Source organism: Actinomadura coerulea (assembly GCF_014208105.1).
Taxonomy (GTDB): Bacteria; Actinomycetota; Actinomycetes; order Streptosporangiales; family Streptosporangiaceae; genus Spirillospora; species Spirillospora coerulea.
Genome location: NZ_JACHMQ010000001.1, coordinates 6,495,108 through 6,518,954, shown reverse-complemented (window position 1 = coordinate 6,518,954; position 23,847 = coordinate 6,495,108). Strand labels below are relative to the sequence as shown.

At 72.2% G+C, this 23,847-nt stretch carries 21 protein-coding genes; 8 read left to right on the top strand and 13 right to left on the bottom strand.

The genetic code is table 11. The features are described from left to right. Nucleotides 1–10: 10 nt before the first annotated feature. The 4 genes from BKA00_RS30205 to BKA00_RS30190 all read right to left on the bottom strand — a co-directional run bounded on the left by BKA00_RS30205 (nt 11) and on the right by BKA00_RS30190 (nt 4,326). Nucleotides 11–1,450: a DUF7059 domain-containing protein gene (locus tag BKA00_RS30205; protein WP_185030801.1), complete on the bottom strand. Its 1,440-nt coding sequence runs from the start codon at nt 1,448–1,450 to the stop codon at nt 11–13. A 65-nt stretch (nt 1,451–1,515) separates the two neighbouring features. Beyond that, on the bottom strand, nt 1,516–2,352 hold the full coding sequence (locus BKA00_RS30200; protein ID WP_338072173.1) for an N-acetylmuramoyl-L-alanine amidase: 837 nt from the start codon (nt 2,350–2,352) through the stop codon (nt 1,516–1,518). An 84-nt stretch (nt 2,353–2,436) separates the two neighbouring features. Next, nucleotides 2,437–2,676, bottom strand: a complete 240-nt coding sequence (locus BKA00_RS30195) for a hypothetical protein (protein ID WP_089315141.1) — start codon at nt 2,674–2,676, stop codon at nt 2,437–2,439. 543 nt (nt 2,677–3,219) lie between these two features. After that, on the bottom strand, nt 3,220–4,326 hold the full coding sequence (locus BKA00_RS30190; RefSeq protein ID WP_230298980.1) for a LacI family DNA-binding transcriptional regulator: 1,107 nt from the start codon (nt 4,324–4,326) through the stop codon (nt 3,220–3,222). A gap of 275 nt (nt 4,327–4,601) precedes the next feature. Between BKA00_RS30190 and BKA00_RS30185 the strand changes: the two genes are divergently transcribed. After that, the gene (locus tag BKA00_RS30185) at nt 4,602–5,291 is read left to right on the top strand and encodes a TetR family transcriptional regulator (protein ID WP_230298979.1); all 690 of its coding nucleotides are present in this window, start codon (nt 4,602–4,604) and stop codon (nt 5,289–5,291) included. Between the two features lie 388 nt (nt 5,292–5,679). Here the strand turns inward: BKA00_RS30185 and bldC are convergent, their stop codons facing one another. Together bldC and BKA00_RS30175 are read right to left on the bottom strand one after the other, a co-directional pair. Then, nucleotides 5,680–5,883, bottom strand: coding sequence for a developmental transcriptional regulator BldC (gene bldC / locus BKA00_RS30180; RefSeq protein WP_012850682.1), 204 nt, complete (start codon nt 5,881–5,883; stop codon nt 5,680–5,682). A 273-nt stretch (nt 5,884–6,156) separates the two neighbouring features. Then, nucleotides 6,157–7,077, bottom strand: a complete 921-nt coding sequence (locus BKA00_RS30175; RefSeq protein ID WP_221493344.1) for a DUF8083 family protein — start codon at nt 7,075–7,077, stop codon at nt 6,157–6,159. An 83-nt stretch (nt 7,078–7,160) separates the two neighbouring features. On the opposite strand from BKA00_RS30175, the gene BKA00_RS30170 reads away from it, so the two are divergent. Next, the gene (locus tag BKA00_RS30170; protein ID WP_185030799.1) at nt 7,161–8,243 is read left to right on the top strand and encodes a Leu/Phe/Val dehydrogenase; all 1,083 of its coding nucleotides are present in this window, start codon (nt 7,161–7,163) and stop codon (nt 8,241–8,243) included. Between the two features lie 376 nt (nt 8,244–8,619). Continuing rightward, complete coding sequence (locus BKA00_RS30165) at nt 8,620–8,826, top strand: DUF3073 domain-containing protein (protein WP_149260363.1); 207 nt, start codon at nt 8,620–8,622, stop codon at nt 8,824–8,826. Nucleotides 8,827–9,066: 240 nt separating this feature from the next. Here BKA00_RS30165 and purM read toward each other — a convergent pair whose 3' ends face one another. From purM to BKA00_RS30145, 4 genes are all read right to left on the bottom strand, one after another. Beyond that, nucleotides 9,067–10,107, bottom strand: coding sequence for a phosphoribosylformylglycinamidine cyclo-ligase (gene purM / locus BKA00_RS30160; protein WP_185030797.1), 1,041 nt, complete (start codon nt 10,105–10,107; stop codon nt 9,067–9,069). After that, a complete protein-coding gene (purF, locus tag BKA00_RS30155; RefSeq protein WP_185030795.1) occupies nt 10,104–11,558 on the bottom strand; it encodes an amidophosphoribosyltransferase in 1,455 nt (484 codons plus the stop codon). The genes purM and purF overlap by 4 nt, the downstream gene beginning before the upstream one ends. Before the next feature lie 293 nt (nt 11,559–11,851). Next, nucleotides 11,852–12,520: a LamG-like jellyroll fold domain-containing protein gene (locus BKA00_RS40675; protein ID WP_185030793.1), complete on the bottom strand. Its 669-nt coding sequence runs from the start codon at nt 12,518–12,520 to the stop codon at nt 11,852–11,854. Between the two features lie 97 nt (nt 12,521–12,617). Beyond that, nucleotides 12,618–13,061 (bottom strand): sterol carrier family protein, encoded by a 444-nt coding sequence (locus BKA00_RS30145; RefSeq protein ID WP_185030792.1) that lies wholly within the window; start codon nt 13,059–13,061, stop codon nt 12,618–12,620. Between the two features lie 126 nt (nt 13,062–13,187). Between BKA00_RS30145 and BKA00_RS30140 the strand changes: the two genes are divergently transcribed. The 5 genes from BKA00_RS30140 to BKA00_RS30120 all read left to right on the top strand — a co-directional run bounded on the left by BKA00_RS30140 (nt 13,188) and on the right by BKA00_RS30120 (nt 18,993). After that, on the top strand, nt 13,188–15,155 hold the full coding sequence (locus tag BKA00_RS30140) for a serine/threonine protein kinase (protein WP_185030789.1): 1,968 nt from the start codon (nt 13,188–13,190) through the stop codon (nt 15,153–15,155). Nucleotides 15,156–15,287: 132 nt separating this feature from the next. Then, nucleotides 15,288–16,451 carry a S8 family peptidase gene (locus BKA00_RS30135; RefSeq protein WP_185030787.1) on the top strand — a complete coding sequence of 388 codons (1,164 nt, stop codon included), beginning with the start codon at nt 15,288–15,290 and terminating at the stop codon, nt 16,449–16,451. Nucleotides 16,452–16,600: 149 nt separating this feature from the next. Next, a complete protein-coding gene (locus tag BKA00_RS30130; protein WP_185030785.1) occupies nt 16,601–17,569 on the top strand; it encodes a coiled-coil domain-containing protein in 969 nt (322 codons plus the stop codon). A 228-nt stretch (nt 17,570–17,797) separates the two neighbouring features. Then, nucleotides 17,798–18,280, top strand: coding sequence for a hypothetical protein (locus BKA00_RS30125; RefSeq protein ID WP_185030783.1), 483 nt, complete (start codon nt 17,798–17,800; stop codon nt 18,278–18,280). A 533-nt stretch (nt 18,281–18,813) separates the two neighbouring features. Further along, nucleotides 18,814–18,993, top strand: a complete 180-nt coding sequence (locus BKA00_RS30120) for a DUF1737 domain-containing protein (protein WP_185030781.1) — start codon at nt 18,814–18,816, stop codon at nt 18,991–18,993. A gap of 51 nt (nt 18,994–19,044) precedes the next feature. Here the strand turns inward: BKA00_RS30120 and purL are convergent, their stop codons facing one another. From purL to BKA00_RS30105, 3 genes are all read right to left on the bottom strand, one after another. After that, a complete protein-coding gene (gene purL, locus BKA00_RS30115) occupies nt 19,045–21,246 on the bottom strand; it encodes a phosphoribosylformylglycinamidine synthase subunit PurL (protein ID WP_244994601.1) in 2,202 nt (733 codons plus the stop codon). A 1,250-nt stretch (nt 21,247–22,496) separates the two neighbouring features. Next, complete coding sequence (gene purQ / locus BKA00_RS30110; RefSeq protein ID WP_185030779.1) at nt 22,497–23,177, bottom strand: phosphoribosylformylglycinamidine synthase subunit PurQ; 681 nt, start codon at nt 23,175–23,177, stop codon at nt 22,497–22,499. Nucleotides 23,178–23,278: 101 nt separating this feature from the next. Continuing rightward, nucleotides 23,279–23,719, bottom strand: coding sequence for an ATP-binding protein (locus BKA00_RS30105; protein WP_221494271.1), 441 nt, complete (start codon nt 23,717–23,719; stop codon nt 23,279–23,281). Between the last annotated feature and the right edge of the window lie 128 nt (nt 23,720–23,847).

Below are 23,847 nucleotides of genomic sequence, written 5' to 3'. Positions count from 1 at the left end.
TTCCCTCGGGTCAGACGAAGAAGCCGTCGGCGATCAGTTCCGGCAGGACGGCAGCGGCGTGCGCGCGGACCTCGCCGGGGTCCATGCCCGTGAGCTGGGCGATGGCGTCCAGGAGCGGATCGAGGGGAAGGGTGCCGTCGCAGACCCCCGCGAGGGCCGCCTCGACCGTCCCGACGCCGGCGGCTCGGCGGAGCCGGTCCGCCTGCCTCAGGACGATCCGCTCCGGGTCCTCGGCGCCCGGCGGGCCGATCTGTTCCTGGACGAGACCGGGCGCCGCCGCGAGCGGTCGTCCACAGGCTGTGGAGAACTCTTCGGCCTTCGCGAGACCGTCCAGCACCTCGTGCGCGTACGCGCCGACGGGCTGCTCGACGGCGTGCCGCAGCTCCTCGATCCGGACGGCCGGAGTCTCGCCGCGCCGCAACGTGATCCAGCCGAAGCCGATCCCGGTGACGTCCCGGCGCTCGAACTCGTCGAGCCACGCCTCGTACCGGGCGCGGTATTCGGGCGTGCCCGCCTCGCACGAATCGCGCAGCCACAACTCGGCGTACTCCGCCGGATCCTGAACGTCGCGCTGGACGATCCACGCGTCGCAGCCGTCCACCCACGCGCCGACACGCTCCTCCCAGGGAACCCCGTCGACATGCAGCCAGTTGGCCAGGAGCTGGCAATATCCGCCGTCGTTCAGGTACCGGGAGGCGCTCCCGACAAGCCGGCGACAGAAGTCGTCGCCCGCCATCCCCGACTCGCGGTAGGTGAACCTCCGGTCGCCGGGCGGCGCGACGACGAACGGCGGATTCGACACGATCAGGTCGAACCGGCGGCCCTCGACCGGCTCCAGCAGCGACCCCCGCAGCAGTTCCGCCCCCTCCACGCCGGACAGCGCGAAGCTCATTCCGGCCAGCTCCAGCGCCCGCGGGTTCACGTCCGTAGCGGTGATGCGCGCGCCCGGCGACCGCCCCGCCACGTGCACCGCCTGGACGCCGCAGCCCGTGCCCAGATCGAGCACGTTGTCCACAGGCCTGTGGACAACCAGCCGGGCGAGATTCCCGGACGCGCCCCCGGTCCCCACCACGTGATCGTCCGCCGGGACGCGCCCGTCCCCCGGCCGCACCTTCAGATCGGACACGGCGTAGCCCGCGTGCCCGTCGCCGTCCACCGCCTCCAGCGGCTCGACGCGCAGCAGCGGCCGCACCTGCCCGCCCGACGCCTCCGCGAGCCCCGCCGCCACCAGCTCGCCCGCGGCGACCGCGTCCTCGGGGACGGGCACCTGGAGCCAGAACAACCGGGTCAGCACCTCGACCGGCGAGCCGCCGGCCGTCGCGCGCAGCGCGGGCACGATCTCGTCCCGCGCCAGCGCCCCGCCCGCGACCGGGCCGAGCGTCTCGCGCACCCCCGCGACGGTGTAACCGGCCCCGAGCAGCAGTTCGCGCACATGACGAAGATCAGGCATCCGCTCATCCTGCCCGCTGCGGCCCGGGCCCGCGCCCCGGATCGCCGTTCGCGATCAGCGCAGGATCAGCGCAGGTAGGTCTGGAAGCCTTCGGCCAGGGACTCGGCGATGCGCTGCCGGAAGGACGCGCTGGACAGCTTGTCCGCGTCGCCCTGGTTCTGCATGTTGCCGCACTCGATGAACACCTTCGGCACGGTCGACATGTTGAGCCCGCCGAGGTCGTCGCGCCGGTCGATGGCCTTCTTGCCGAGGTAGGTGGAGTACGGGATGCCGGTGCCTTCGCGGTAGGCGTTCCTCAGCGCCTCGCCGAGCTTGGCCGAGTCGGACACCATTTCGGCGTTCCGTCCTATGGAGACCGGCTCGATGATGTGGAAGCCGTGGCCGGACGCGGCCGCCCCGTCGGCGTGGATGGACAGCGCGGCGTCGGCCTTGAGCCGGTTTCCGAGCGCGGCCCGGTCGGTGACGCAGGGGCCGACGCCCTTGTCGTCCTTGCGGGTCAGGGAGACCTTCGCACCCCGGGACCTCAGGATGGCGGCGAGCCGCTTCGACACGTCCCAGGTGAAGGCGTGCTCGGCGTAGCCGGCCTTGGTCTCGGTCCCGGTCGTGTCACACGCCTTGCTGCCGTTGCCGATCTTCACCTGCCGGTTGATCTCCGACGGGTGGTCGGCGTTGCCGCCGTTGTGCCCGGGATCGATCACGATCACCTTGCCGTCCAGCGATTCCGCGTCCCCCTTGGCGGACGCGGGCGACTTGCCGCCCCTCGCGCCGGGCGACGCCGCCCCGGCCGTCGGCGGCCCGGCCGTCTCACCGCCGGACCCCCCGGAGGAACCGTTGCACGCGACCAGCGCGCCCAGGCACAGCGCGATACCGGCGACCGCGGGGCCGCCTCGATGAATTCGCACAGGCCGTTTTCCTCCGTGATGACTTCGTTACCGACCCTGACAGTCTGCACACCGGCGCAGGTTCGTCAAACGGAGACGGGGAAATCAGCCGCGCAGCGGGTCCTCCTTGCCCAGCAGGGCCGCCAGTGCGCGCGCCTCGTCGGCGTCCAGGCCGAGGACCACGCGGGGACGGCCCCACGGGTGGTCGATCGAATGGGCCACGTAGCTGGCGACCGACTCCGACACCTGCTCGGCGAGGCCGCGGGCGTGCCGCCACTCCGACCACGCGCGTTCCAATTCGCTCGCCGCGCGCTGCGCGCACGACACCAGTTCCGGATCACGCACGACCTGTTCTCCTCTGGGTGAACGGACCCTCTCCCGACCGCGGCAGGCGCGGCCCGGCGGCCTTCCGCGAGGCCGCCCGGGACTGCCCGCCGACGGTGAAGTCCCATTAACCACCTGGCCGCGGGCCCCGTCCCGGCGAATGCGGCAGGTTTGGCCTGCCCCTTACCCGGCGCACACCGTCCCGTGGAACGATCGACCGTCCCCGTACCCGCCCATAGTCACGAAGCGCGGGCAACGCCGGCCATGCCGCTGCGAACGTGGGTCACGGCAGCGAAGGGCCGCCAGGACGACGGACCTCACGACACCAGCCGCGGCTGCGGGGCGGCCGCACGAGGCACAGGGCGGCTGCGCGTGCGCCGCGTCGCCGAGCGGGGCGTCGCGGGGGCGCGGCGTCGCGAAGCGGGACGGGGCATCGCGAGGTGCGGCGTCGTGAGGCGGGGCGGGGCGGCGGGCGTCACGACGCGCGGGTCACGGCGCGCACAGGGCCGGCGGGAGCGAGGGGAAGGCGGGGGGACGTCCTGCGGCGGCGGCGCACAGGGGCGGTCACTGGGCGGGAGCGGGCCCCGTCGTCGAGCGGACCACCAGGTGCGGGACGACCAGCTTCTGCCGCGCGGCGCGGGGCGGGTCGCCGATGCGCGCGGTGAGCATCTCGGCCGCCACCCGGCCCATGTCGCGGCGCGGCTGGTCGACGCTGGTCAGCGAGATGTGCCGGATCGCCGCGAGGTGGGTGTTGTCGTATCCGACGATCGACAGGTCCGCCGGGACCCGCATGCCGAGCTCGTCGGCGGCCGACAGCGCCCCGGTGGCGACCAGGTCGTTGGGAGCGAAGATCGCCGTCGGCCGGGGGTCGCGGCGCAGCAGGGAGAGCGCGGCCCGGTAGCCGCCGTCCTCGGTGAAGTCGCCGGGCTCGACGACGATCTCGCCGGCCAGGTCGTGCCGCCGCATCGCCTTCTCGTAGCCGGCGCGGCGGTAGCGCGCGGTGGTGGAGCGCGCGCCCTCGATGTGCGCGATCCGGCGGTGGCCGTGCTCGACGAGATGGTCGACGGCGAGGCTCGCGCCGAGCTCGTCGTCGTCCACCACGATGTCGACGCCGACCACGTCGCGCTCGCCGACGACCACCACGGGGACGCTCGCGGCGGCCTCCTTGAGCGACTCGGGCACGACGCTGAGCAGCACCAGGCCGTCCACCCGCATCTCCAGGAACGCCTCGACCGCCTCGGCCTCGAACATCGGGTCCCAGCGGCCGCTGCCGACCAGCATCCGCAGCCCCGCGCCGTGCAGGCTCTCCTGGAGGCCGTCGAGGAACTCGGCGAAGAACGGGTTGTGCAGGTCGGCGACGATGGCGCCGATCAGCCGGGTGCGCCCCTCGACCAGGCTCCGCGCCACGGCGTTCGGGCGGTAGCCGAGCTCCCGGGCGGCCTGGAGGACGGCCTGCCTCCGGCGTTCGCTCACGTGCGGTGACCCTCGCATGACCAGCGAGACGAGCGACTTGGAGACACCGGCGCGTTCGGCGACATTCCGGATCGTCGGTTTCGGCGCGGGCATCGTCTTGCCCTCGTCGCGCGGTGCGGGAGAGGGCTCGTCGCGCGGCCGGGGCACCGCGCCCTCTCCCAGCATGTCGTGCGGGGGACTTGCTTCATCAGCTGACATGGCACTCCGTCCAGGGGAACCTGCAGGACCTGCCGCGGCGGCGCCCGGGTGGGGGATTCGGCGCGCCGCCCTCCGCTCAGGAGGAGATGCCATGATGCCGCGCCTTCCCCCCATACCGCCGCGACAGTGAGTAACGGGCATCCGACAATGGTGGTTCGGGCCTGTGGTGTTCCGGATCACAGTCGCGTCAGGGAACGGTCACGCCCGGCGGCGAACCCGGTGCCGGGGCGCTCGGAGCGCGCCCCGACCCCGCCCGGCTCGGATACCCTGCCCAGGTGGGAGATCGTGCGGTGGCCGGCGCGAAGGCGCGGACCCGGCCGAGCGGCGGGCGCGGCCGTCGCCGACTCAGCGTGGACGAACGGCGGGACGAACTGATCGAGGCGGCGCTGCAGCTGTTCAGCACGCGCTCACCCGAGGACGTCTCGATCGACGACGTCGCGGCGAAGGCGGGGGCCTCACGCGCGCTGGTCTACCACTACTTCGGCGGCAAGAACGAGCTGTACATCGCGGCCCTGGGCAGCGCCGCGAGGCACCTGTCGGTGCTGCTGGAACCGCCCACGGAGGGCAAGCCGCTCGAACGGCTGCGGATCTCCCTGAAGCGCTACTTCGACTTCGTGGAGCGCCACGCCGCCGGTTACACGGCGCTGCTGCGCGGCGGGCCCGCCGACCGCTCGGGCGAGGCAGGCGAGATCGTGGACGGGATCCGCCGGCTGCTGCTGGACCGGATCCTGCACTCGCTGGACGTCGACGTTCCGCCGCCGATCCTGCGCATCACGCTGCGCTGCTGGATGGCGACCGTGGAGACCGCCGGCCTGGACTGGCTGGAGAACCGCGACGTGGCCCGCCCCGACCTGGAGCGCCTGCTGGTCGACCAGCTCGTGGTGATCATGCAGGTCTCCGGCAGGCACGACCCCGGTACGGGCGCCCTGTTCGACCGCCTGGCCCATGAAGAGATGAACCCTTAGCCGCCCGGCGACGTACCGGTAACCCTCCGACCTGCGGTTATCGCGCTGACGTGCGCGGAGTTTCGGACATCCAACTCGGCCGCGTCCACAACCGGACACAACCCCCGGAACAGAACTCCGTTGCCCCGAGCCCGGTGACCTGTGGTGTGAGCTTGGAGCGCGCTCTGGCCCCGGGGGCGGGCGGACTGGTGCCCGTCCCCGGGGACAGCGCGGCTTCGGCGTCCGGGACCGACGGTTCTCGGATGACCGTGGTCCCATGTCGGCCAGGAGACACCGAGCGGGTCCCCGCACGTGACTCGGGTGCGAGGTCCGTTCATGAGCCTCCTGGCCGCCCCCCTCTTGCGCTGTGCGTCCGGAGGGCTCCCCTGGAGCCCCGCCGGTCGGCGTGCTACTCCGAGCGCTGCTGCGGGATTCCCGCGAGCAGCGCCCGCACCTCCGCCTCGCGGTACCGGCGATGCCCGCCGAGCGTGCGGATCGACGTGAGCTTTCCCGCCTTCGCCCAGCGCGTGACGGTCTTGGGGTCGACGCGGAACATCGTCGCCACCTCCGCCGGCGTCAGCAGGGGCTCGGCCTCTGGCGTACGTGCTGACATGTTTGCGGCCTCTCCTCCGTGGACCGATGACAGCGATCCTGCGATTGATCCTCGCGTGGTCACTGATGTCCCCTATGGCCCGAAAGAGCCACTATGACATCACAACGTGTAACCTTGCCACCACTCAGCGCAACAAGCAAGTTCCTGGCGGTAGTTGCGTGCAAACATCCCCGCGAGAGCGGTGAAGTGTGCATGTCCGGCGGTGGCTGGGTCACGCTGCGTGATTCTAGCGACACGTATAGTCGTATCGCGCGCGGATTCGGGAAATTTGTTTTAGTTCGCGGCCTCCAGCGCCCGTACGGGGCGCCAGCGGGCGAGGAGACGCTTGTACATCGCGACGGTCAGCTCGACCTCACCCCGCTCCATCCCGGTGAGGGCCACGGTCATCTCCGCGACCGACTCGTCAGTACGGAGCGTGGTGTCGTCCAGGAGATGGACGAGCCCGCCGTAGTCGAGTTCCACGAGCGCGCCGGGATGGAACTCGCCGAGCCACCGGCCGAGGGTCTCCAGCCGTCCCGCCGACAGGAGGTAGACGTCCTCCGCGCCCTCGCCGAGGTTCTCGCGCACCACCGGGAGCGCGGCCGCCACCCGGCGGCGGGCCTCCCCCATCGAGGTGACGTAGATCAGGGTCCGCGCGGGCGCCGCCGTGGCCGGGCCGTGGGCCGCGAGCTCCTCGGCGGCGTCGTCCGCCGGCCGGTACCCGGTCCCCGGGGTGCCGAGCATCAGGCTCCGCTCGCCGCGCGCGAACGGCACGAACCAGTCCAGCGGGATGTGCCAGGTACTCGTCAGGATGTGCGGGCGGAGGGAGCGGCCGGCGTTCTTCCACTGCTCGAAGTCGCTTCGCACCCGCTCCGACAGGGGCGGCGGGACGAAGGCCGCCGCCACGCCCGCCGCGTGCTCGGCCCTGAAGCGCTCGAAGGCCAGCCAGGAGCGCAGGCGCGTCCCCCACGGGCACACGTAGATCATGTCCTCCAGGCGCCGCACGTAGGCGTCCCTGCTCTCGCGCTCCGGGACGACCTCGGGCGGCGAGCCCGTCAGCCTGAGCACGGACTCCCGGTGCTCCGCCCCGAGCGCGTGGATCCGCCTGGGACGTCGCCTGGAGTCGGCGTAGACCGTCCACAGGGTCCGCGCGGGCTCCGGGAAGGCGGTCACCGGTTCATAAACCCGTAGGTACGCCGCGTACGGAAGCACCATCGCATCGTGACATGAGATTCGGTCGGGCGTGGCGCCATCGCGCGCCCTAGGCTGATCTTAGAGACAGAGAGGAGGGCACTACCGTGCCTAATGTCTTCGGGGCGCCCCACAAGGGCACCGAACCCCGACACGAGCAGGTCGTCTTCTGCCAGGACGAGGCCAGCGGCCTGCGCGCGATCATCGCCATCTACTCGACCGCGCTCGGCCCGTCCCTGGGAGGCACCCGCTTCTACCCGTACGGCTCCGAGGAGGAGGCCCTCGCGGACGTGCTGAACCTGTCCCGGGGCATGGCGTACAAGAACGCCCTCGCCGGGCTCGACCTCGGCGGCGGCAAGGCCGTCATCATCGGCGACCCCGCCACGGACAAGTCCGAGGCGATGCTGCGGGCCTACGGGCGGTTCGTCCAGTCGCTGAACGGCCGCTACTACACGGCGTGCGACGTGGGCACCTACAGCGAGGACATGGACGTCGTGGCGCGCGAGTGCCGCTTCGTCACCGGGCGGACGGTCGCGCACGGCGGCGCCGGCGACTCGTCGATCCTCACGGCGTTCGGCGTGTTCCAGGGGATGCGGGCCGCGGCCGAGACGGTGTGGGGCCAGCCCACGCTGCGCGGCAGGCGGGTCGGGGTGGAGGGCGTCGGGAAGGTCGGCCACCGCCTCGTGGAGCACCTGCGCGAGGACGGCGCGGACGTCGTGATCTGCGACGTGGACGAGGCCGCCGTCGACCGCGTCCGGGCGCTGCACCCCGAGGTGGAGGTCGTCGCCGACGCCGACGCCATGGTCACCACGGAGCTCGACGTGTACGCGCCGTGCGCCCTGGGCGGCTCCCTCAACGACGACACCGTGCCCGTGCTGGCAGCCAAGGTCGTCTGCGGCGCCGCCAACAACCAGCTCGCCCACCCGGGCGTGGAGAAGCGCCTCGCCGACCGCGGCGTCCTGTACGCGCCCGACTACGTGGTGAACTCCGGCGGTGTGATCCAGGTCGCGGACGAGATCGAGGGCTTCAACTTCGACCGCGCCAAGGCCCGCGCCGCGGGCATCTACGACACCACTCGCAAGATCTTCGCGCTGGCCTCCGACGAGGGCGTCCCGCCGGCGGTGGCCGCCGACCGCCTCGCGGAGCGCCGGATGTCGGAGGTCGGCAGGCTGCGCGGCATCCTTCTCTGAGCTCTGGGAGGGTCTGGGTGCTCTCGGAGGGTGCGCTCCCCGGAGGGTTCGGTGCTTCCGGAGGAGCTTCTGGAGGGCTCGGGCCGGATGTGGGTTTCCTAGACCTGTTTAGACCGTTGCAAAACCGTTGTGAGGGCCATCGTGGGGCGGCGTACGACCGTCCCAGGGTGGCCTTCGCACGGTGACGTGACCACCGGATACACTGTTGTCATCAGCAACAGGGGCGCCGCCACGTACCGTCGATGTACCGAGCCAGGCGCAAAACGGGTACGGTTGTACCCGTGACTGACGCATGGCTCATCAGGCACCGGTTCGTGTGGTACACGCGCGCGTTGATGGGCCCACGAAAGCCCTGACCATCGAGGGGGTCGAGCCAATGGGTCGCGGCCGAGCCAAGGCCAAGCAGGTGAAGGTTGCCCGGCAGCTCAAATACAGCACCGGCAACACGGACCTCGACCGCCTTAAGGATGAACTAGGAGTCAGCGACTCCGGCGAAGACTCCTATGACGAGCTCGCCGAGAAGTACGCCGACTACGCCGACGACTACGGCACGGAGCCCCGCAAGGACGGCACCTCCGGTTGACCGGCAGACAGTACGCCACCGCCCGCACCACCGGGCGGTGGCGTTTGTCATGCACCGGGACTCGCCCGAGGGCGCGCCGCTCACGCTGAGCGATCCCCCAGGGCACGTCCCGTGTCCGGCATGCCGCTGTTGACCGGAGAGGTCTGAGAGGCGCTCAGCGTCCCGTTCAGCCCCGTCCGCGAGGTCGGAGGGGCCGGGCCGGGGCTGGTCATGGAGCAGCAGGGCCGCCGGGACCGCGGGTCAGCGCAGGGTCGCGTCGCCGGTTCCTTCGGTGATCTCACCGAGGGTCCAGGACGGGACGCCGCGGGAGGCCAGCAGGCGGAGCGCCTCGTCGGCGCGGTCCGGGGCGACGATCGCGGCCATGCCGACTCCGAGGTTGAACGTCTTGTCCATCTCGGACTGCGGCACGTCGCCGTGCGCCTGGAGCAACCGGAACACGGCCGGGACCTCCCAGGACGAGCGGTCCAGCACGGCGTCCACGCCCGGAGGGAGCGACCGGGCCAGGTTCGCCGCCAGGCCGCCGCCCGTGATGTGCGCGAACGCCCGGACCCCGCCGGTGTCGGCCAGGGCCAGGCAGTCCTTGGCGTAGATGCGCGTCGGCGTGAGGAGCTCCTCGCCCAGGGGGCGGTCGAGCTCGTCCGTCCGGGTCTCCAGCGTCAGGCCGGTCGTCGCCAGGATGTGCCGGACGAGCGAGTACCCGTTCGAGTGGATGCCGGACGAGGCCATGGCGATCACGACGTCGCCCGCCCTCACGCGTTCCGGCCCGAGGATCCGGTCGGCCTCGACGACGCCCGTCCCGGCGCCGGCCACGTCGAACTCGTCGGCCTCCAGCAGGCCGGGGTGCTCGGCCGTCTCACCGCCCACGAGGGCGCAGCCGGCCAGAGCGCACGCGTCCGCGATCCCGCCGACGATGTCGGCGACGCGCTCCGGGACGACCTTGCCGCAGGCGATGTAGTCGGTCATGAACAGCGGCTCTGCCCCGCACACCGCGAGGTCGTCGATGACCATGCCGACCAGGTCGTGCCCGATCGTGTCGTAGACGCCGAGGCGCCGCGCCAGATCGACCTTGGTGCCGACGCCGTCCGTGGACGTCGCGAGCAGGGGCCTCTTGTAGCGCAGCAGCGCCGAGGCGTCGAAGAGCCCCGCGAACCCGCTGACGTCGTCGACGACCTCGGGCCGCCGCGAGCGGGCCACCCGGGACTTCATCAGCTCGACGGCGCGCTCGCCCGCCGCGATGTCGACGCCTGCGGCCTCGTAGGAGGTCGTCGGGCGGTCCGTCATCGGGTGGCCTCCAGCAGGTGCTTGCCGCGGGCGTCCTGCTCCACCGGGATGGGGTACTGGCCGTCGAAGCAGGCCCGGCACAGGTTGTCCTTGGCGATGTGCGAGGCGGAGATCAGCTCGTCCAGGGAGATGTAGCCGAGCGAGTCGGCGCCGATGGAGTCGCGGATCTCCTCCACCGACAGGTTCCCGGCGATCAGCTCGGCCCGGGTCGCGAAGTCGATGCCGTAGAAGCACGGCCAGGAGACGGGCGGGCTGGAGATCCGCACGTGGACCTCGGCGGCGCCCGCGTCCCGCAGCATCGACACGATGGCGCGCTGGGTGTTGCCGCGCACGATCGAGTCGTCCACCACGACGAGGCGCTTGCCCTCGATCGCCTCGCGCAGCGGGTTCAGCTTCAGCCGGATGCCGAGCTGGCGGATCGTCTGGGACGGCTGGATGAACGTCCGGCCGACGTAGGAGTTCTTCACCAGGCCCTGGCCGTAGGGGATGCCGGACGCCTCGGCGTAGCCGATCGCGGCCGGCGTGCCCGACTCCGGCGTCGGGATGACCATGTCGGCCTCGACGGGGTGCTCGCGGGCCAGCCGCCGCCCGACCTCGACGCGGGTGGCCTGGACGCTGCGCCCGGCGATCGTCGTGTCGGGCCGCGCCAGGTACACGTACTCGAACAGGCAGCCCTTCGGGCGCGCCTCGGCGAACCGCTCGGACCGCACGCCCTGGCCGTCGCACGCGATCAGCTCGCCGGGCTCGATCTCCCGGACGAACCGGGCGCCGACGATGTCGAGGGCGGCGGTCTCCGAGGCGACGACCCAGCCGCGGTCCTCCAGGGCGCCGAGCACGAGCGGCCGGATGCCCTCGGGGTCGCGGGCGGCGTAGAGGGTCCCCTCGTCCATGAAGACCAGGGAGAACGCGCCGCGGGTCGCGGGAAGGATCTCCCGGGCCGCCTCCAGCGCGCCGCCCTCGCCGCGCGCGGCGAGCAGGGCGGTCAGGACCTCGGTGTCGGTCGTGGCGGTCAGCTCGCCGGGGTCCAGCCGCGCGGCCAGCTCCGGCGTGTTGATGAGGTTGCCGTTGTGGACGAGCGCCAGCCCGCCGTCGTCGGTGGACCGGAACGTGGGCTGCGCGTTCTCCCACGTGGGCGAGCCGGTCGTGGAGTAGCGGCAGTGGCCGACGGCGATGTGGCCGCGCAGGGTGTTCAGCACCGACTCGTCGAAGACCTGGGCGACGAGGCCCATGTCCTTGAAGACGACGATGCGCGAGCCGTCGCTGACGGCGATGCCCGCCGACTCCTGCCCGCGGTGCTGCAGCGCGTACAGCCCGTAGTACGTGAGCTTGCTCACTTCGGCGCGGGCCGCCTGCTCGGCGGGGACCCAGACGCCGAAGACCCCGCAGGCGTCCTGCGGAGCACGGTCGGAGGGATCGATGTCGTGGCTCAGACGTCCGTCACGGAGAGGCACGTCCGCCAGTCTAGATGCCCGGTTCACCTGCTCCGATCGGTGGCATCTCCTTAACCGACCTTTACTCCCTGAAACCACGGGGATCTCGTGGTCCGGAGGAATCTGGGGACGACACGTGGAGGGACGCATGACCATGCCCGGGTACCGGACCTACTCGCCCCCCGCCCCGGCGAGGCGGAGCACCCTGGCGCGGGCCTCGCAGGTACTCGGGATCGCCGGCCTGGTCGGGCTTGTGGCGGATTTTGCGGGATGATCCCCGCCCCTCAGCGGCTCGGTACAGGTGCTGGTTCCGTCTAACCGTCCGGCTGGTCCGCCAGGGACCGGACGGCCTCATGCCCGAGCGCCGATGCGTACACGCGCAGATCGTCGATGAGGCCGCCGAAGCCGGGCTTGGCGGGCTCCCTGCCCAGGTAGATGGGCCCGGCCGGGGTGACGACGGGGTGTTCCAGCGCGACGGCGGAGTCCTGCTCGCCCCCGACGTAGAGGGCCATGCCCCCGGTGTCCACGACGAAGGCGATGTGGGCCCAGTCGCCCGCGGTCAACCGGGTGCGGCTGTCGACGTAGTGGGGCCCTTTGACGGTGAACAGCTGGACGCGCAGCCTCATCTCGTCCGGGTACAGCCACAGGCCGAGGCCGCGCGCGTCGTTCTCCGCGACGGGCTTGTAGAGGACGCTGCGCCACTCGCCGGTGGGCCCCTCGTCGACCCGGACGAAGAAGGCCAGGCCGAACCCGAAGACCTGGCTGAGGACGAGCTGCGGCGCCCCTGGGATCACGGCGCGGTCGTGCTCGCCGAGCGACAGCGCCTCCCCGTCCCGCCCGGGGACGATCCGGGCGCCCTCCGCCAGCTCGGCGGCGGGAGCGGCTCCGGCGGTGTCGGCGGCCCGGCGGCCGTCCACGGTGCCGGCGTCGAACGTCCAGTGCGCGATCAGCACGGGGATCACCTCCGGTAGGGCGCGCGTCACCCGCGCACGCTATGCGCGCCTCCCCGCCGAGTCGAGAGCCGCCGCCGGACGAGGGGGCGGCACCGGACGGAGGGCGCCACCGGGCGAAGGGCGGCCGTCAGTCGAGGGGGAGCGGGAGGTGGGGCGTCAGGTCGGCGCGCGGGCCGCTCGCCCGCACCAGTCCGTTCGCGGCCGCGTCTTCCCAGGTGAGGCGGCCGGTGGCGAGCGCGATCCAGGTGGCGGCGTCCATCTCCACCACATTCGGTGGCGTACCCCGGGTATGGTGCGGGCCGTCGATGCACTGAACGGCGGCGTGCGGCGGGACCCGGACCTCCACCGAACGGCCGGGGGCCAGCTCCGCCAGCCGGTCGAGCAGGTATCGCACCGCTCCCCTGACCACCGGACGGCTCGGTTCGGCGCCGCCCGCCTCGACGCCGGCGAGGACCGTGTCCAGAGCCGCGCGGCGCAGCGCGGCGGGCTCGTCCGCGCCGGTGTAGGGCGCCAGCCCGAGCGCGGCGCGCTGCTCGTTGAGGACGGTCGGGGAAAGCGGTGTTCGCGGCATCGCGCATGACGCTACCGGGTCGGTCCCGGTACCGCGCAGGCGGTAGAAAGGACCCCGCCAGGCATGGGGGTGCGGGGAACGGGGAGGCCGGGGACGCCGTCCCCGGAGGAGACGGAGGTTCGTCAGATGCCCGAGGCGCTGCCCCTGCAGCCGGGCGACCCGAGACGGCTCGGCTCGTTCGAGATCACGGGACGGCTCGGCGTCGGCGAGCAGGGCGCCGTCTTCCTCGGCAGGGATCCCTCCGGACGCCCCGTCGCCGTGAAGGTCCTGCACGTGCGGTTGAGCGGCGAGCCGGTCGCGCGGTCGCGGTTCGCCGACGCGTTCGGCCCGGCCCTCAAGGTCTCCGGCTTCTGCACGGCGGCGATCCTGCACGCCGACGTGGAGGGCGACCGCCCCTACGTGGTGAGCGAGTGGGTGGACGGGCCGTCCCTCCAGCAGCTCGTCGACGAGGAGGGCGTCCGCGGCTTCGCCGTCGTCGAGCGGGTCGCGGTCGGCATGGCGATCGCCCTGGCCGCCGTCCACCGCGCGGGCGCCGTCCACCATGACCTGAAGCCCGGGAACGTCCTCCTCGGCCGGGACGGCCCCCGGATGTGCGATTTCGCCATCGCCCACGCCATGGAGGCCGTGAACGTGGCGTTCCGCGGTCACATGACCGAGGACCCGGCCTACAAGTCCCCCGAGCAGCTGAGCGGCATGGGCATCGGCCCCGCCGCCGACGTGTTCGCGTGGGCGTCGACCGTCCTGTTCGCCGCCGCGGGCAGGCCGCCGTTCGGCGAGGGCTCGCCGTCCGAGGTGATGCAGCGGATCGTCTACGACGAGGCCGACCTGTCGGAAGTGCCCGACTCCCTGCGCGAGGTGGTGACGGCCGCCCTGGCCAAGGACCCGGCCGAGCGCCCTATGGCCAGGACGGTCCTCGAACGGCTGCTGGGCGCGGGCAGCGAGCTCGTCGAGCGCCTCCCGGCCTCGATGGTCGAGGAGGGCCGCGCCCTCGCGACGGGCGTGATGGTCCGCCACACCCTTCCCCGGGTGGCGCCGCCACCGCGTCCGCCCATGGACGCCCCGGTGAGCCCCATGGGAGCCGCACCCCCGGCCGGGTTCGCGCCAGGCCCTGCCACGCCTCCGGCCCCTGCCGCGCCCCCGGGCCCGGTTCTGGGGCCGCCCCCGGGGCCGCCCCCAGGGCCACCGCCGGGGCCACCGCCGGGTCCGCCGACGGGTCCGCCGACGGGGCCGGTCACGGAGTCCGCGTCGCCGTCCGTGCCGCTGCTCGGGAAGCTCGCGCGCTCCCGCCGGGCGCGACCGGAGGCCGAGCGGCATCCGGAACCGCCCGCCGCCGACCTGGACCCCGCCGCGTTCGAGGCGACCGCGACCTTCAACGCGGTCGGCCTGAACCGGCCCGAGCAGCACGCGCCCGCGGGCGGTCGCGAGCAGGTCGAGCAGACCGCGAAGTTCGACGCCATCGCCGCCGACCGGACGGCCGCGTTCGACGCCGTCGACATGCCCGCCCCGCCGGACCCGACCGCGCCCAACCCCCTCGTCCCGGGCCTGGGGCAGGGCCGCGAGGGAGGCGGCGGGCACCGCTCCCCGGTCCGCTCCTCGCCCTTCGCGGGCCTCGCGAAGATGCGGCGCCCCGGCAACCACGTCCTCGGCCTGGCGCTGTCGCTGGCCATCGGCGTCAGCGTCGGCATCGCCATCATCGCCCTGGTGCTGTGGCCCCAGTTGAAGGCCGACGACGAGGCGCCGCCCGACAGCACCAACACGTCCGACAACCGCCCGGTCACCACGATCCCGGCCTCGTTCGCAGGGACGTGGAAGGGGACGGTGGTCAACACGGGCCGCAACGCGTCCTTCCCGGTGGAGATCACGTTCCAGACCGGCGGGACGACGGGGCGCGCCCTGTACCCGCGGGAGAACTGCGACGGCACACTCCGGCTCGCCCGGGGCACCGAGAGCGCGCTGAAGATGAACCTGGAGATCGGCAAGCCGTGCACGTCCGGGGTCGTCCAGGTCACCCGGCAGCCGGACGGGACGCTCCAGTACACCTGGACCAAGCCGGGAACGGGCCTCGGCTACGGGGGACGGCTCAGCCGGGCCTGACCTCCTTCTGCCACCTCTGGCAATACGTCCATTTTTCGACTCATATCAGGACAGTTCCGCTAGGGTTTCCCCTCGATCGAAACATCGATCATGAGCGGGACGCCTCCGCGCGCCCCGGCAGAAGGAGGGGTCTTGCGGGCTGTCCACCGAAGGCTGCTGCTCGTCGGCTCGGTCACGGCGTGCCTCGGCGCCGCCGCAGCGTTCCCGGTCCTCGCCGACGACTCGTCGTCGCTGGTGAAGGTGACGGCGGCGGAAGGCACCCCGGTGCCCGGCCGGTACATCGTCACGCTGAAGTCCGGAGCGTCCACCGACGCCGCCGCCAAGAAGGTCAAGGCGACGGGCGTCCGGCGCTTCGACGGCGTCCTCAACGGCTTCGCCGCGCGGCTGAACGGCGACCAGCTGAACAAGCTGCGCCGCGACGACCGCGTCGCCGCGATCGAGCAGGACCAGATCGTCAAGGCGACCACGACCCAGCGCGCACCGCTGCCCTGGGGGCTCGACCGCATCGACCAGCGGTCGGCGAAGCTGTCCAAGACCTACACCTACAAGTCGTCCGGCAAGGGCGTGAACGCCTACATCATCGACACCGGCCTGGACGTCAAGCACACGGAGTTCGGCGGCCGCGCCTCGATCGCCTGGGCGGCGAGCAGGTTCAACGGCGACGGGCGTGACTGCAACGGCCACGGCACCCACGTCGCGGGCATCATCGGCTCCAAGACCTACGGCGCCGCCAAGTCCGTGAAGCTGCGGGCCATGCGCGTCCTCGACTGCAAGGGCGAGGGCTCGATGTCGGACATCGTCGAGGCCGCCAACTGGCTGCGCACCCACGCCGCCAAGCCGGCCGTGGCGAACATGTCCCTCGGCGGCCCCAAGTCCACCGCGGTGAACACAGCCGTGATGAACCTGTCCAAGTCCGGGGTGTTCACCTCCGTCTCCGCCGGCAACGAGAACGCCGACGCGTGCAAGGTCTCCCCGGCCGGCGCGGGCTGGGTCATGGCGGTCGGCGCGACCACCAAGAGCGACACGCGCGCCTCGTTCTCCAACTGGGGCAAGTGCGTCGACATCAACGCCCCCGGCTACGGCATCTACTCCACCTGGCCCGGCAACCGCAGCAAGGCGCTCAGCGGGACGTCCATGGCGGCCCCCTACGTGAGCGGTGTCGCCGCCCTGTACCTGTCCACCCACCCGAAGGCCACCTTCCCGACGGTGCAGAAGGTGCTGAACGACAACTCCACCCACACCCTCAAGGGCCTGCGTTCGCAGCCCAACAGGCTCCTGTGGAAGGGCAAGCTGTGAGTCCCGTCACGTAGGATGGCCCGGCTCCCAGCAAGGGAGCCGGGCATCTCGTGCCTTCGCCGCGCCCCTTCACCGCAGGGGTCTACCCTTGGCGAGGCAGACGGCTCTTTGACGTCCATTGACCTCTGGCCATGACGAGAGGAGAACACGTGGAGACCCCCGCCTCCACCCGTCGGCACGCTGACCGCCGCCATGGCCGGCGACACGCCGCCGCGGCTCTCGTGGCCCTCGCCGCCGCGGTGCCCCTGGTCGCCGCCGCCACGCCGTCCGCGGCCGCGCCGGCGTCCGCGCCCCTCGACCCGGGCGACAGCGGCAAGTTCGCGAGACTGAACCGCCAGATCGAGCAGCTCGACAAGGAGTACGGCGGCGACCTCGCCAAGCTGAAGGACGCCGAGTACGCCGCGAAGAAGGCGCTGGACAAGTCCAACGACCTGCAGCGCGACCTCCAGGAGGCCCGCGGCGTCGTCGCCCAGCTCGCCGCGTCCCAGTACATGACGAACGGCGAGGACCCGACCGTCACCTTCCTGGCCGACGCCGACCCCTCCGACCTGCTGAGCAACGCCACCCTGGTCAGCCACCTCGCCCAGAACAAGGCGGGCAAGGTCGCCCAGATCCAGAAGCTCGTCAACGACCAGCTCGCGGCCCGCAAGGCGGCCCAGCAGAAGATGACGGAGCTCAACAAGGAGATCAAGGACCTGAAACGGCGCAAGTCGCAGATCCAGTCCCTGGTCAAGAAGTACAAGCCCGAGTCCCCGAGCGTCGGCATGGGCGGCGTCACGCCGCGCATGCTCAAGGTGAAGAACACCCTCGACCTGGAGACGGGCCCCTTCCCCACGATCGGCTGCGTCCGGCAGACCGGCGACCCCCAGGACCACGGCACCGGCCATGCCTGTGACTTCATGGTGACCACGGGCGGCGTCATGGCCTCCGGCAGCGCCCAGTCCTTGGGCGACCGCACCGCCGCCTACGCCATTGCCCACGCCAGCGCCCTGGGCATCAAATACATCATCTGGCGCCAGCGCATCTACGACCTGCGCAGCCCCGGCTGGCGCGCCATGGAGAACCGAGGCGGCGTAACCGCCAACCACTACGACCACGTCCACATCTCGGTCTTCTAGTAAGGGGACGAATAGCATCTGATGCGCTATTCGCACCGTTGAAGAAGGCGTTGGCCTGGCTGGGAGTCCGCACCTCGCCCCGAGGCGGGATGGCGACTTTCCTGTGACGTGGTCTTGAACAGGGCCGCGTCCCGGAACGCCGGAAGCCAGCCCTTGCGGCCCGCAGCGCGGGCGGGCCTAACGCCGGCCCGAGCGGACCCTTGAACGGGCTCACGAGAGAGCTGGGAAATGGGAGGACCGCGGTCGGCCAGCCTGCCAGCCTTCCTCACCATTGTGTGGCATCTCGGCGAGGACGAGGACGCCGACCGGATCGCCGACGTGCTCGACGGCGATCCCGCCCCCGGGCTCCGGGAGGAGGCACTGCTCGCAGCGTCCACCGCCCTCGACGACGGCGAGGAGCCGAACCCGCGGCTGCTGGCGGCCGTACGCGCCGTCGCCCTCGACGAGAGCCTGGACGCGCGGGTCCGCGGCTCCGCGATCCACGCCCTGGGCGACCTCGACATCCCCGAGGTGGAGGATCTGCTCGTCCGGCTGACCGAGGCCGACGATCTCCAGATCCAGGTCGGTGCCGCCGGTCAGCTGACGACGCCGAAGAGATTGCGTGCGCACCGTGAGCTGCTCCAGCGGCTCGTCGCCTCCTGGCCCGAGGACGCGGGGCCCTTCTCCGGCCACGTCCGCAGCGCGATCGAGGGCTTCCACAGCACGTCCTGAAAGGACGTCTTCAGCCAGTGCCATGCCCTCGCGGGCGCGCAGGCGGCCGGGTTCACATCGAACTCGGCGACCATCCGCCGGCCTCACCGGGTCACATTGCCGCAGGTCGCGATCTTGCGTCGCTCCGAATGACGGCATCACCGGCCCCTCCCAGTCGGACGTCGACCGGGTGATGAGCGAAGGCCGCACACTGACGTTCGACCTCGCCGGCATCGCTCTCGGCCCGAACGTCTCACCGCCAGACTTTCGGCCGGTGCCGGTCCGCCGCCGCTGTCAGAGTTCCAGGAGCTCAGGTCGTTCGCTAGGACGTCCGTAGGCCAGGACGCGGCGCAATCCTTCGCGGAGTTGGTCAATGCGCGCGTGCCAGAGCACAGGTGCCGGCAGAAGATCAGGCCGGGCTGCCGCGGAGCACGAGGATTCGCCATCCTGCGTGGGACGGTCCGAGGCGCCGTCTGCTACGGCGCCGAGGGGCGGCGGTGACGGTGGGGGTGTGGGCGCAGGGCTCTTGGAGGGGGGTCCTCTAGGGTCTGGGGATGGCTGAAAAGCGGGAGCTTCCGCGGTATCGGGTTCTTACCGGGCCGGACGACGAGACGTTCTGCCGGCGGGTCAGTGAGGCGCTCGACCTGGGCTATGAGCTGCACGGGCCTCCGTCGGTGACGTTCAACGGGCAGCGTGTCATCGTCGCTCAAGCGGTCGTTCGTCGCCCGGAATAGCGCGTGGCATGCGAAGGGCGCCCCCGGTCGGGGGCGCCCTTCGGTGCTCGGTCAGTCGGTGTAGGTGGGGAGCATGCGCTCGTGGGCCTCGCGGAGTTCGGAGAGGCCGATGCTGAACAGCTCCTGCTGGTCGCCTTCGGGGCCGCGGCCCGTCACGTGCAGGGCGTCGCCGCCCGCCACGCCGATCTGGCTGACCGGGACACCCGCCGACTCGCACAGGGCCGCGAGGCGGGACTCGGCGCCCGGACGGACGACGACCATGGCGCGGGCCACCGACTCGCTGAACAGCGCGACGAACGGGTCACCGTGCAGGGTGATGCGGGCGCCGAGGCCGCCGCGCAGGCACGACTCCACCAGCGTCTGCGAGAGGCCGCCGTCGGAGAGGTCGTGCACGGCGTTGACCAGGCCGTCGCGGACGGCCGCGACCATCACCGACGCCAGCGCCGCCTCGGCCTTCAGGTCGACCAGCGGCGGCAGGCCGCCCAGGTGCCCGTAGACGACGTGCGCCCATTCCGAGCCGCCGAACTCCTCGCGGGTCTCGCCGAGGAGGGCGATCGTGGCGCCGTCGGTGGTCAGCGACATGTTCACCCGGCGGCGCACGTCGTCGTGGACGCCGAGGACGCCGATGACCGGGGTCGGGTTGATCGGGGTGTCGCCCGTCTGGTTGTAGAAGCTGACGTTGCCGCCCGTCACCGGGATGCCGAGGTACTGGCAGCCGTCCGCCAGGCCCGTGACCGCCTGCGCGAACTGCCACATGACCCCCGGGTCCTCGGGGGAGCCGAAGTTGAGGCAGTTGGTGACGGCCAGGGGCCGCGCGCCGGTCGCGGCGACGTTGCGGAACGCCTCCGACAGCGCGAGCTGCGCGCCCGCGTACGGGTCGAGCCGGGTGTAGCGGCCGTTGCCGTCCAGGGACAGCGCGATGCCGAGGCCCGACTCGTCGTCGATGCGGACCACGCCGGCGTTCTCGGGCATCGCCAAGACGGTGTTGCCCAGGACGTACCGGTCGTACTGCGAGGTCACCCACGTCTTGCCGGCGAGGTTCGGGGACCCGGCCAGCCAGAGGACGGTCCGGCGCAGCTCGTCGCCGTTGGACGGGCGGGTGAGCCGCCCCGGGGTGTCGGACTGCATGGCGCCGAGGTCGTGCGGGGGCGCCAGCGGGCGGTTGTAGACGGGGCCCTCGTCGGCGGCCGTGACCGGCGGGATGTCGACGATCGTCTCGCCCCGCCACGTCATGACCAGCCGGCGGGTGTCGGTGACCGTCCCGATCACGGTGGCCGGGATCTCCCAGCGCGCGCAGATCTCCATGAAGCGCTCGACCTTGGCGGGCTCCACCACCGCCATCATGCGCTCCTGCGACTCGCTCATGAGGATCTCCTCGGGGCGGAGCGTCTCGTCGCGGAGCGGGACGGTGTCGAGGTCGACGTGCATGCCGCCGGTGCCGGCCGCGGCCAGCTCCGTCGTGGCGCACGACACCCCGGCCGCGCCGAGGTCCTGGATGCCGACCACGAGGTCCTCGCGGAACAGCTCCAGGCAGCACTCGATGAGCAGCTTCTCCATGAACGGGTCGCCCACCTGCACCGACGGCCGCTTCTGGTGCGACTCCTCGTCGAAGGTGGCCGAGGCGAGGACGGACGCGCCGCCGATGCCGTCCGGGCCGGTCAGGGCGCCGAACAGGATCACCTGGTTACCGGGGCCGGGGGCCACCGCGCGCTTGATGTCCTCGTGCTTCATCACGCCGACGCACAGCGCGTTCACGAGCGGGTTCTGCTCGTAGCAGGCGTCGAAGACCGTCTCGCCGCCGATGTTGGGCAGGCCGAGGGAGTTGCCGTAACCGCCCACGCCGGCGACGACGCCGGGCAGGACGCGCTGGGTGTCGGCGGCGTCGGCCGGGCCGAAGCGCAGGGAGTCCATGACGGCGATGGGGCGCGCGCCCATCGACATGATGTCGCGGACGATCCCGCCGACGCCGGTCGCGGCGCCCTGGTACGGCTCGACATAGGACGGGTGGTTGTGCGACTCCACCTTGAAGGTGACCGCCCAGCCCTGGCCGATGTCGACGACACCGGCGTTCTCCCCCATGCCGACGAGGAGCTTGTCGGTCTTGGGGGCCTTGTCGCCGAACTGGCGCAGGTGCACCTTGGAGCTCTTGTAGGAGCAGTGCTCGCTCCACATGACGGAGTAGATCGCCAGCTCGGCCGAGGTGGGCCGGCGTCCCAGGATGTTGCGGACGCGCTGGTACTCCTCGTCGTTCATCCCCAGCTCGGCGTACGGCTGCGGACGCTCGGGAGACGCGGCGGCGACGGCGACCGTGTCGGTGCCCTGGTCGTAGTGCGCGGGCGCTTCGAGCGCGGGCTGCGGCCCGGTGCCGCGGCCGATGGCGGGCTGCGGACCCGTGCTCCGCCCGACGGCGGGCTGGGGGCCCGTGCCGTGGCCGGTGGACGGCTGCGGACCCGTGCCGCGCCCGACGGCGGGCTGGGGTCCGGTGCCGGAACCGACCGCGGGCAGCGGCCCCGTCCCCGGGCTCACCCTGGGGAGCGGGCCCGTTCCTGGGCCGACCCTGGGGATCGGGCCCGTCCCTGGACGGACGGCGGGCAGCGGGCCCGTGCCGAGGCCGGCCGGGGGCTGGGGACCCGTGCCCTGCCCGATGGCGGGCAGCGGGCCGGTTCCCGGGCGCACGGTCGGCTGCGGGCCCGTGCCGCGCCCGATGACGGGCTGGGGGCCCGTACCGGTGCCTACGGCGGGCTGAGGGCCCGTGCCGGGGCCCACCTGGGGCAGCGGACCGGTGCCCGGACCCACCGGGGGCAGCGGACCGGTGCCGGGGCCTTGAGACAGCGGGCCCGAGTTCAGGTCGATGAGAGGCTGCGGGCCGGTGCCCGGACGAACCGCCGGCTGCGGGCCCGTGCCCGAGCCGACCGCGGGCTGAGGGCCCGTGCCGGTGCCCACTGCGGGCTGCTGGCCGGTGCCGTGGCCGACCACCGGCTGCTGGCCGGTGCCGTGGCCCACTACCGGCTGCTGGCCGGTGCCGTGACCGACCGCCGGTTGCGGGCCCGTGCCGGAACCGACCACGGGCTGCGGGCCGGTGCCCGTGCCGCGGGCGGGCGGCGGCGCGGCGAAGGCGCTCAGGTCGGGCGCGGTGAGCGACGGGTCCACGACGGTGGACGTGGGGTCGCCGCTGGAGCGCTCCTCTTCCAGGGCTCGCGCGAAGTCCTGGTCAGGCCCGCCTTGGGACGCGGCGGGGCCCGGGGCGGGCTCTTCGACGTTCAGCACCGGGATGGGCCCTGTGAAGGGCCCCGGGGCCGGTTCGGAGGCCGGGTCGTCCGCGCCGGGCAGGGCGGGAGGCTGCTGGTCCTCTTCGAGGATGGCCTTGAAGCCCTGCGTCACGGCGGGGTTGACCGGCTGGAGCTCGGGGTCGTCCGCGTCGGACTTGAGCTCGCCGAGCCACTCCATCGAGGGCTCGTCCTCGTCCCGCCTAGCCCTTCCGGAAGCGTGGGGCCGTTGCTCACTCATGCGTTGACCAGTCTCTTGACGATCGAGGTGAAGAAGCCGAGCCCGTCGGTGGACGGCCCGGTCAGCGACTCGACGGCGTGCTCGGGATGGGGCATGAGCCCGACCACGTTGCCGGCCTCGTTGCAGATCCCGGCGATGTCGTCCTGGGAGCCGTTCGGGTTCAGGTCGAGGTAGCGGGCGACGATGCGGCCGGAGTCGGCCAGTTCGAGCAGCGTCTCCCGGTCGGCGGTGTAGCGCCCGTCCCGGTTCTTCACCGGGATCACCAGCTCCTGGCCCTCCTGGTACTCGGAGGTCCAGGCGGTGTCGGCGTTCTCGACGCGCAGCCGCTGGTCGCGGCAGACGAAGTGCAGCCCCGCGTTCGGGAGCAGCGCGCCGGGCAGCAGGTGCGACTCGCACAGCACCTGGAAGCCGTTGCAGATGCCGAGGACGGGCAGGCCGTCGCCGGCGGCGGCCACGACCTCGGACATCAGCGGCGCGAACCGGGCGATAGCCCCCGCGCGCAGGTAGTCCCCGTAGGAGAACCCGCCGGGCAGGACGACGGCGTCGACCCCCCGCAGGTCGCGGTCGCCGTGCCAGAGGGCGACCGGCTCCGCGCCGGCCAGCCGCACCGCGCGTGCGGCGTCCTTGTCGTCAAGGGAACCTGGGAAGGTGATGATCCCAACCCGGGCAGCGTCCATCTGTTCTGTTCCTCCGAAATGAGGTGCGGCCGAGACGATCGGGATCTTCTCCGCCGATCAACCCCGATGCGCGTCGCATTCCCCCGCGCGCAGGTCCCAATCTACCCGGCGTTGGGAATGAGGTTGCGGTCGAGGCGCCGGACCAGCGCCCCGTCCCTCCAGGTCAGCCGCTTTCGCAGGTGAACGACGGTGCCGCGGTCGGGCACGGAGTCGATGTTCAGGTCATCCACCAGCGCGCGCATGAGCTTGATCCCGCGCCCCGACTCGCTCAGCGGCCCGGGCTCGGGCGGGGCGGACCGCAGCCCGCGGCCCCAGTCCATGATCTTGAGCAGGCAGGTGCCGTCGGCCACGTGGCCGGTGACCTCGTAGTCGCCGTTCGCGCGGGCGTGCTCGATGACGTTCGTGCACGCCTCGGAGATCGCGACCAGCAGGTCGTCGACGCAGTCCTCGGCGACGCCCAGGCCGCGCAGGGCCTCGCCCGTCACCCGGCGGACCACCGGGATGCTCATCGCGTCGCGCGGCAGCGCGAGCGAGAACCTCATATCCACCCGGACACCTCGTGTCATGCTCCGGGCGTCCCGACCGTGCCCCCGGTCCCGGAGCGTGCTCGACGACTCAACGCAGCTAACAGTTCCCCGGAGGAATCTTCCGTAATCGCCACAGTCGCGGG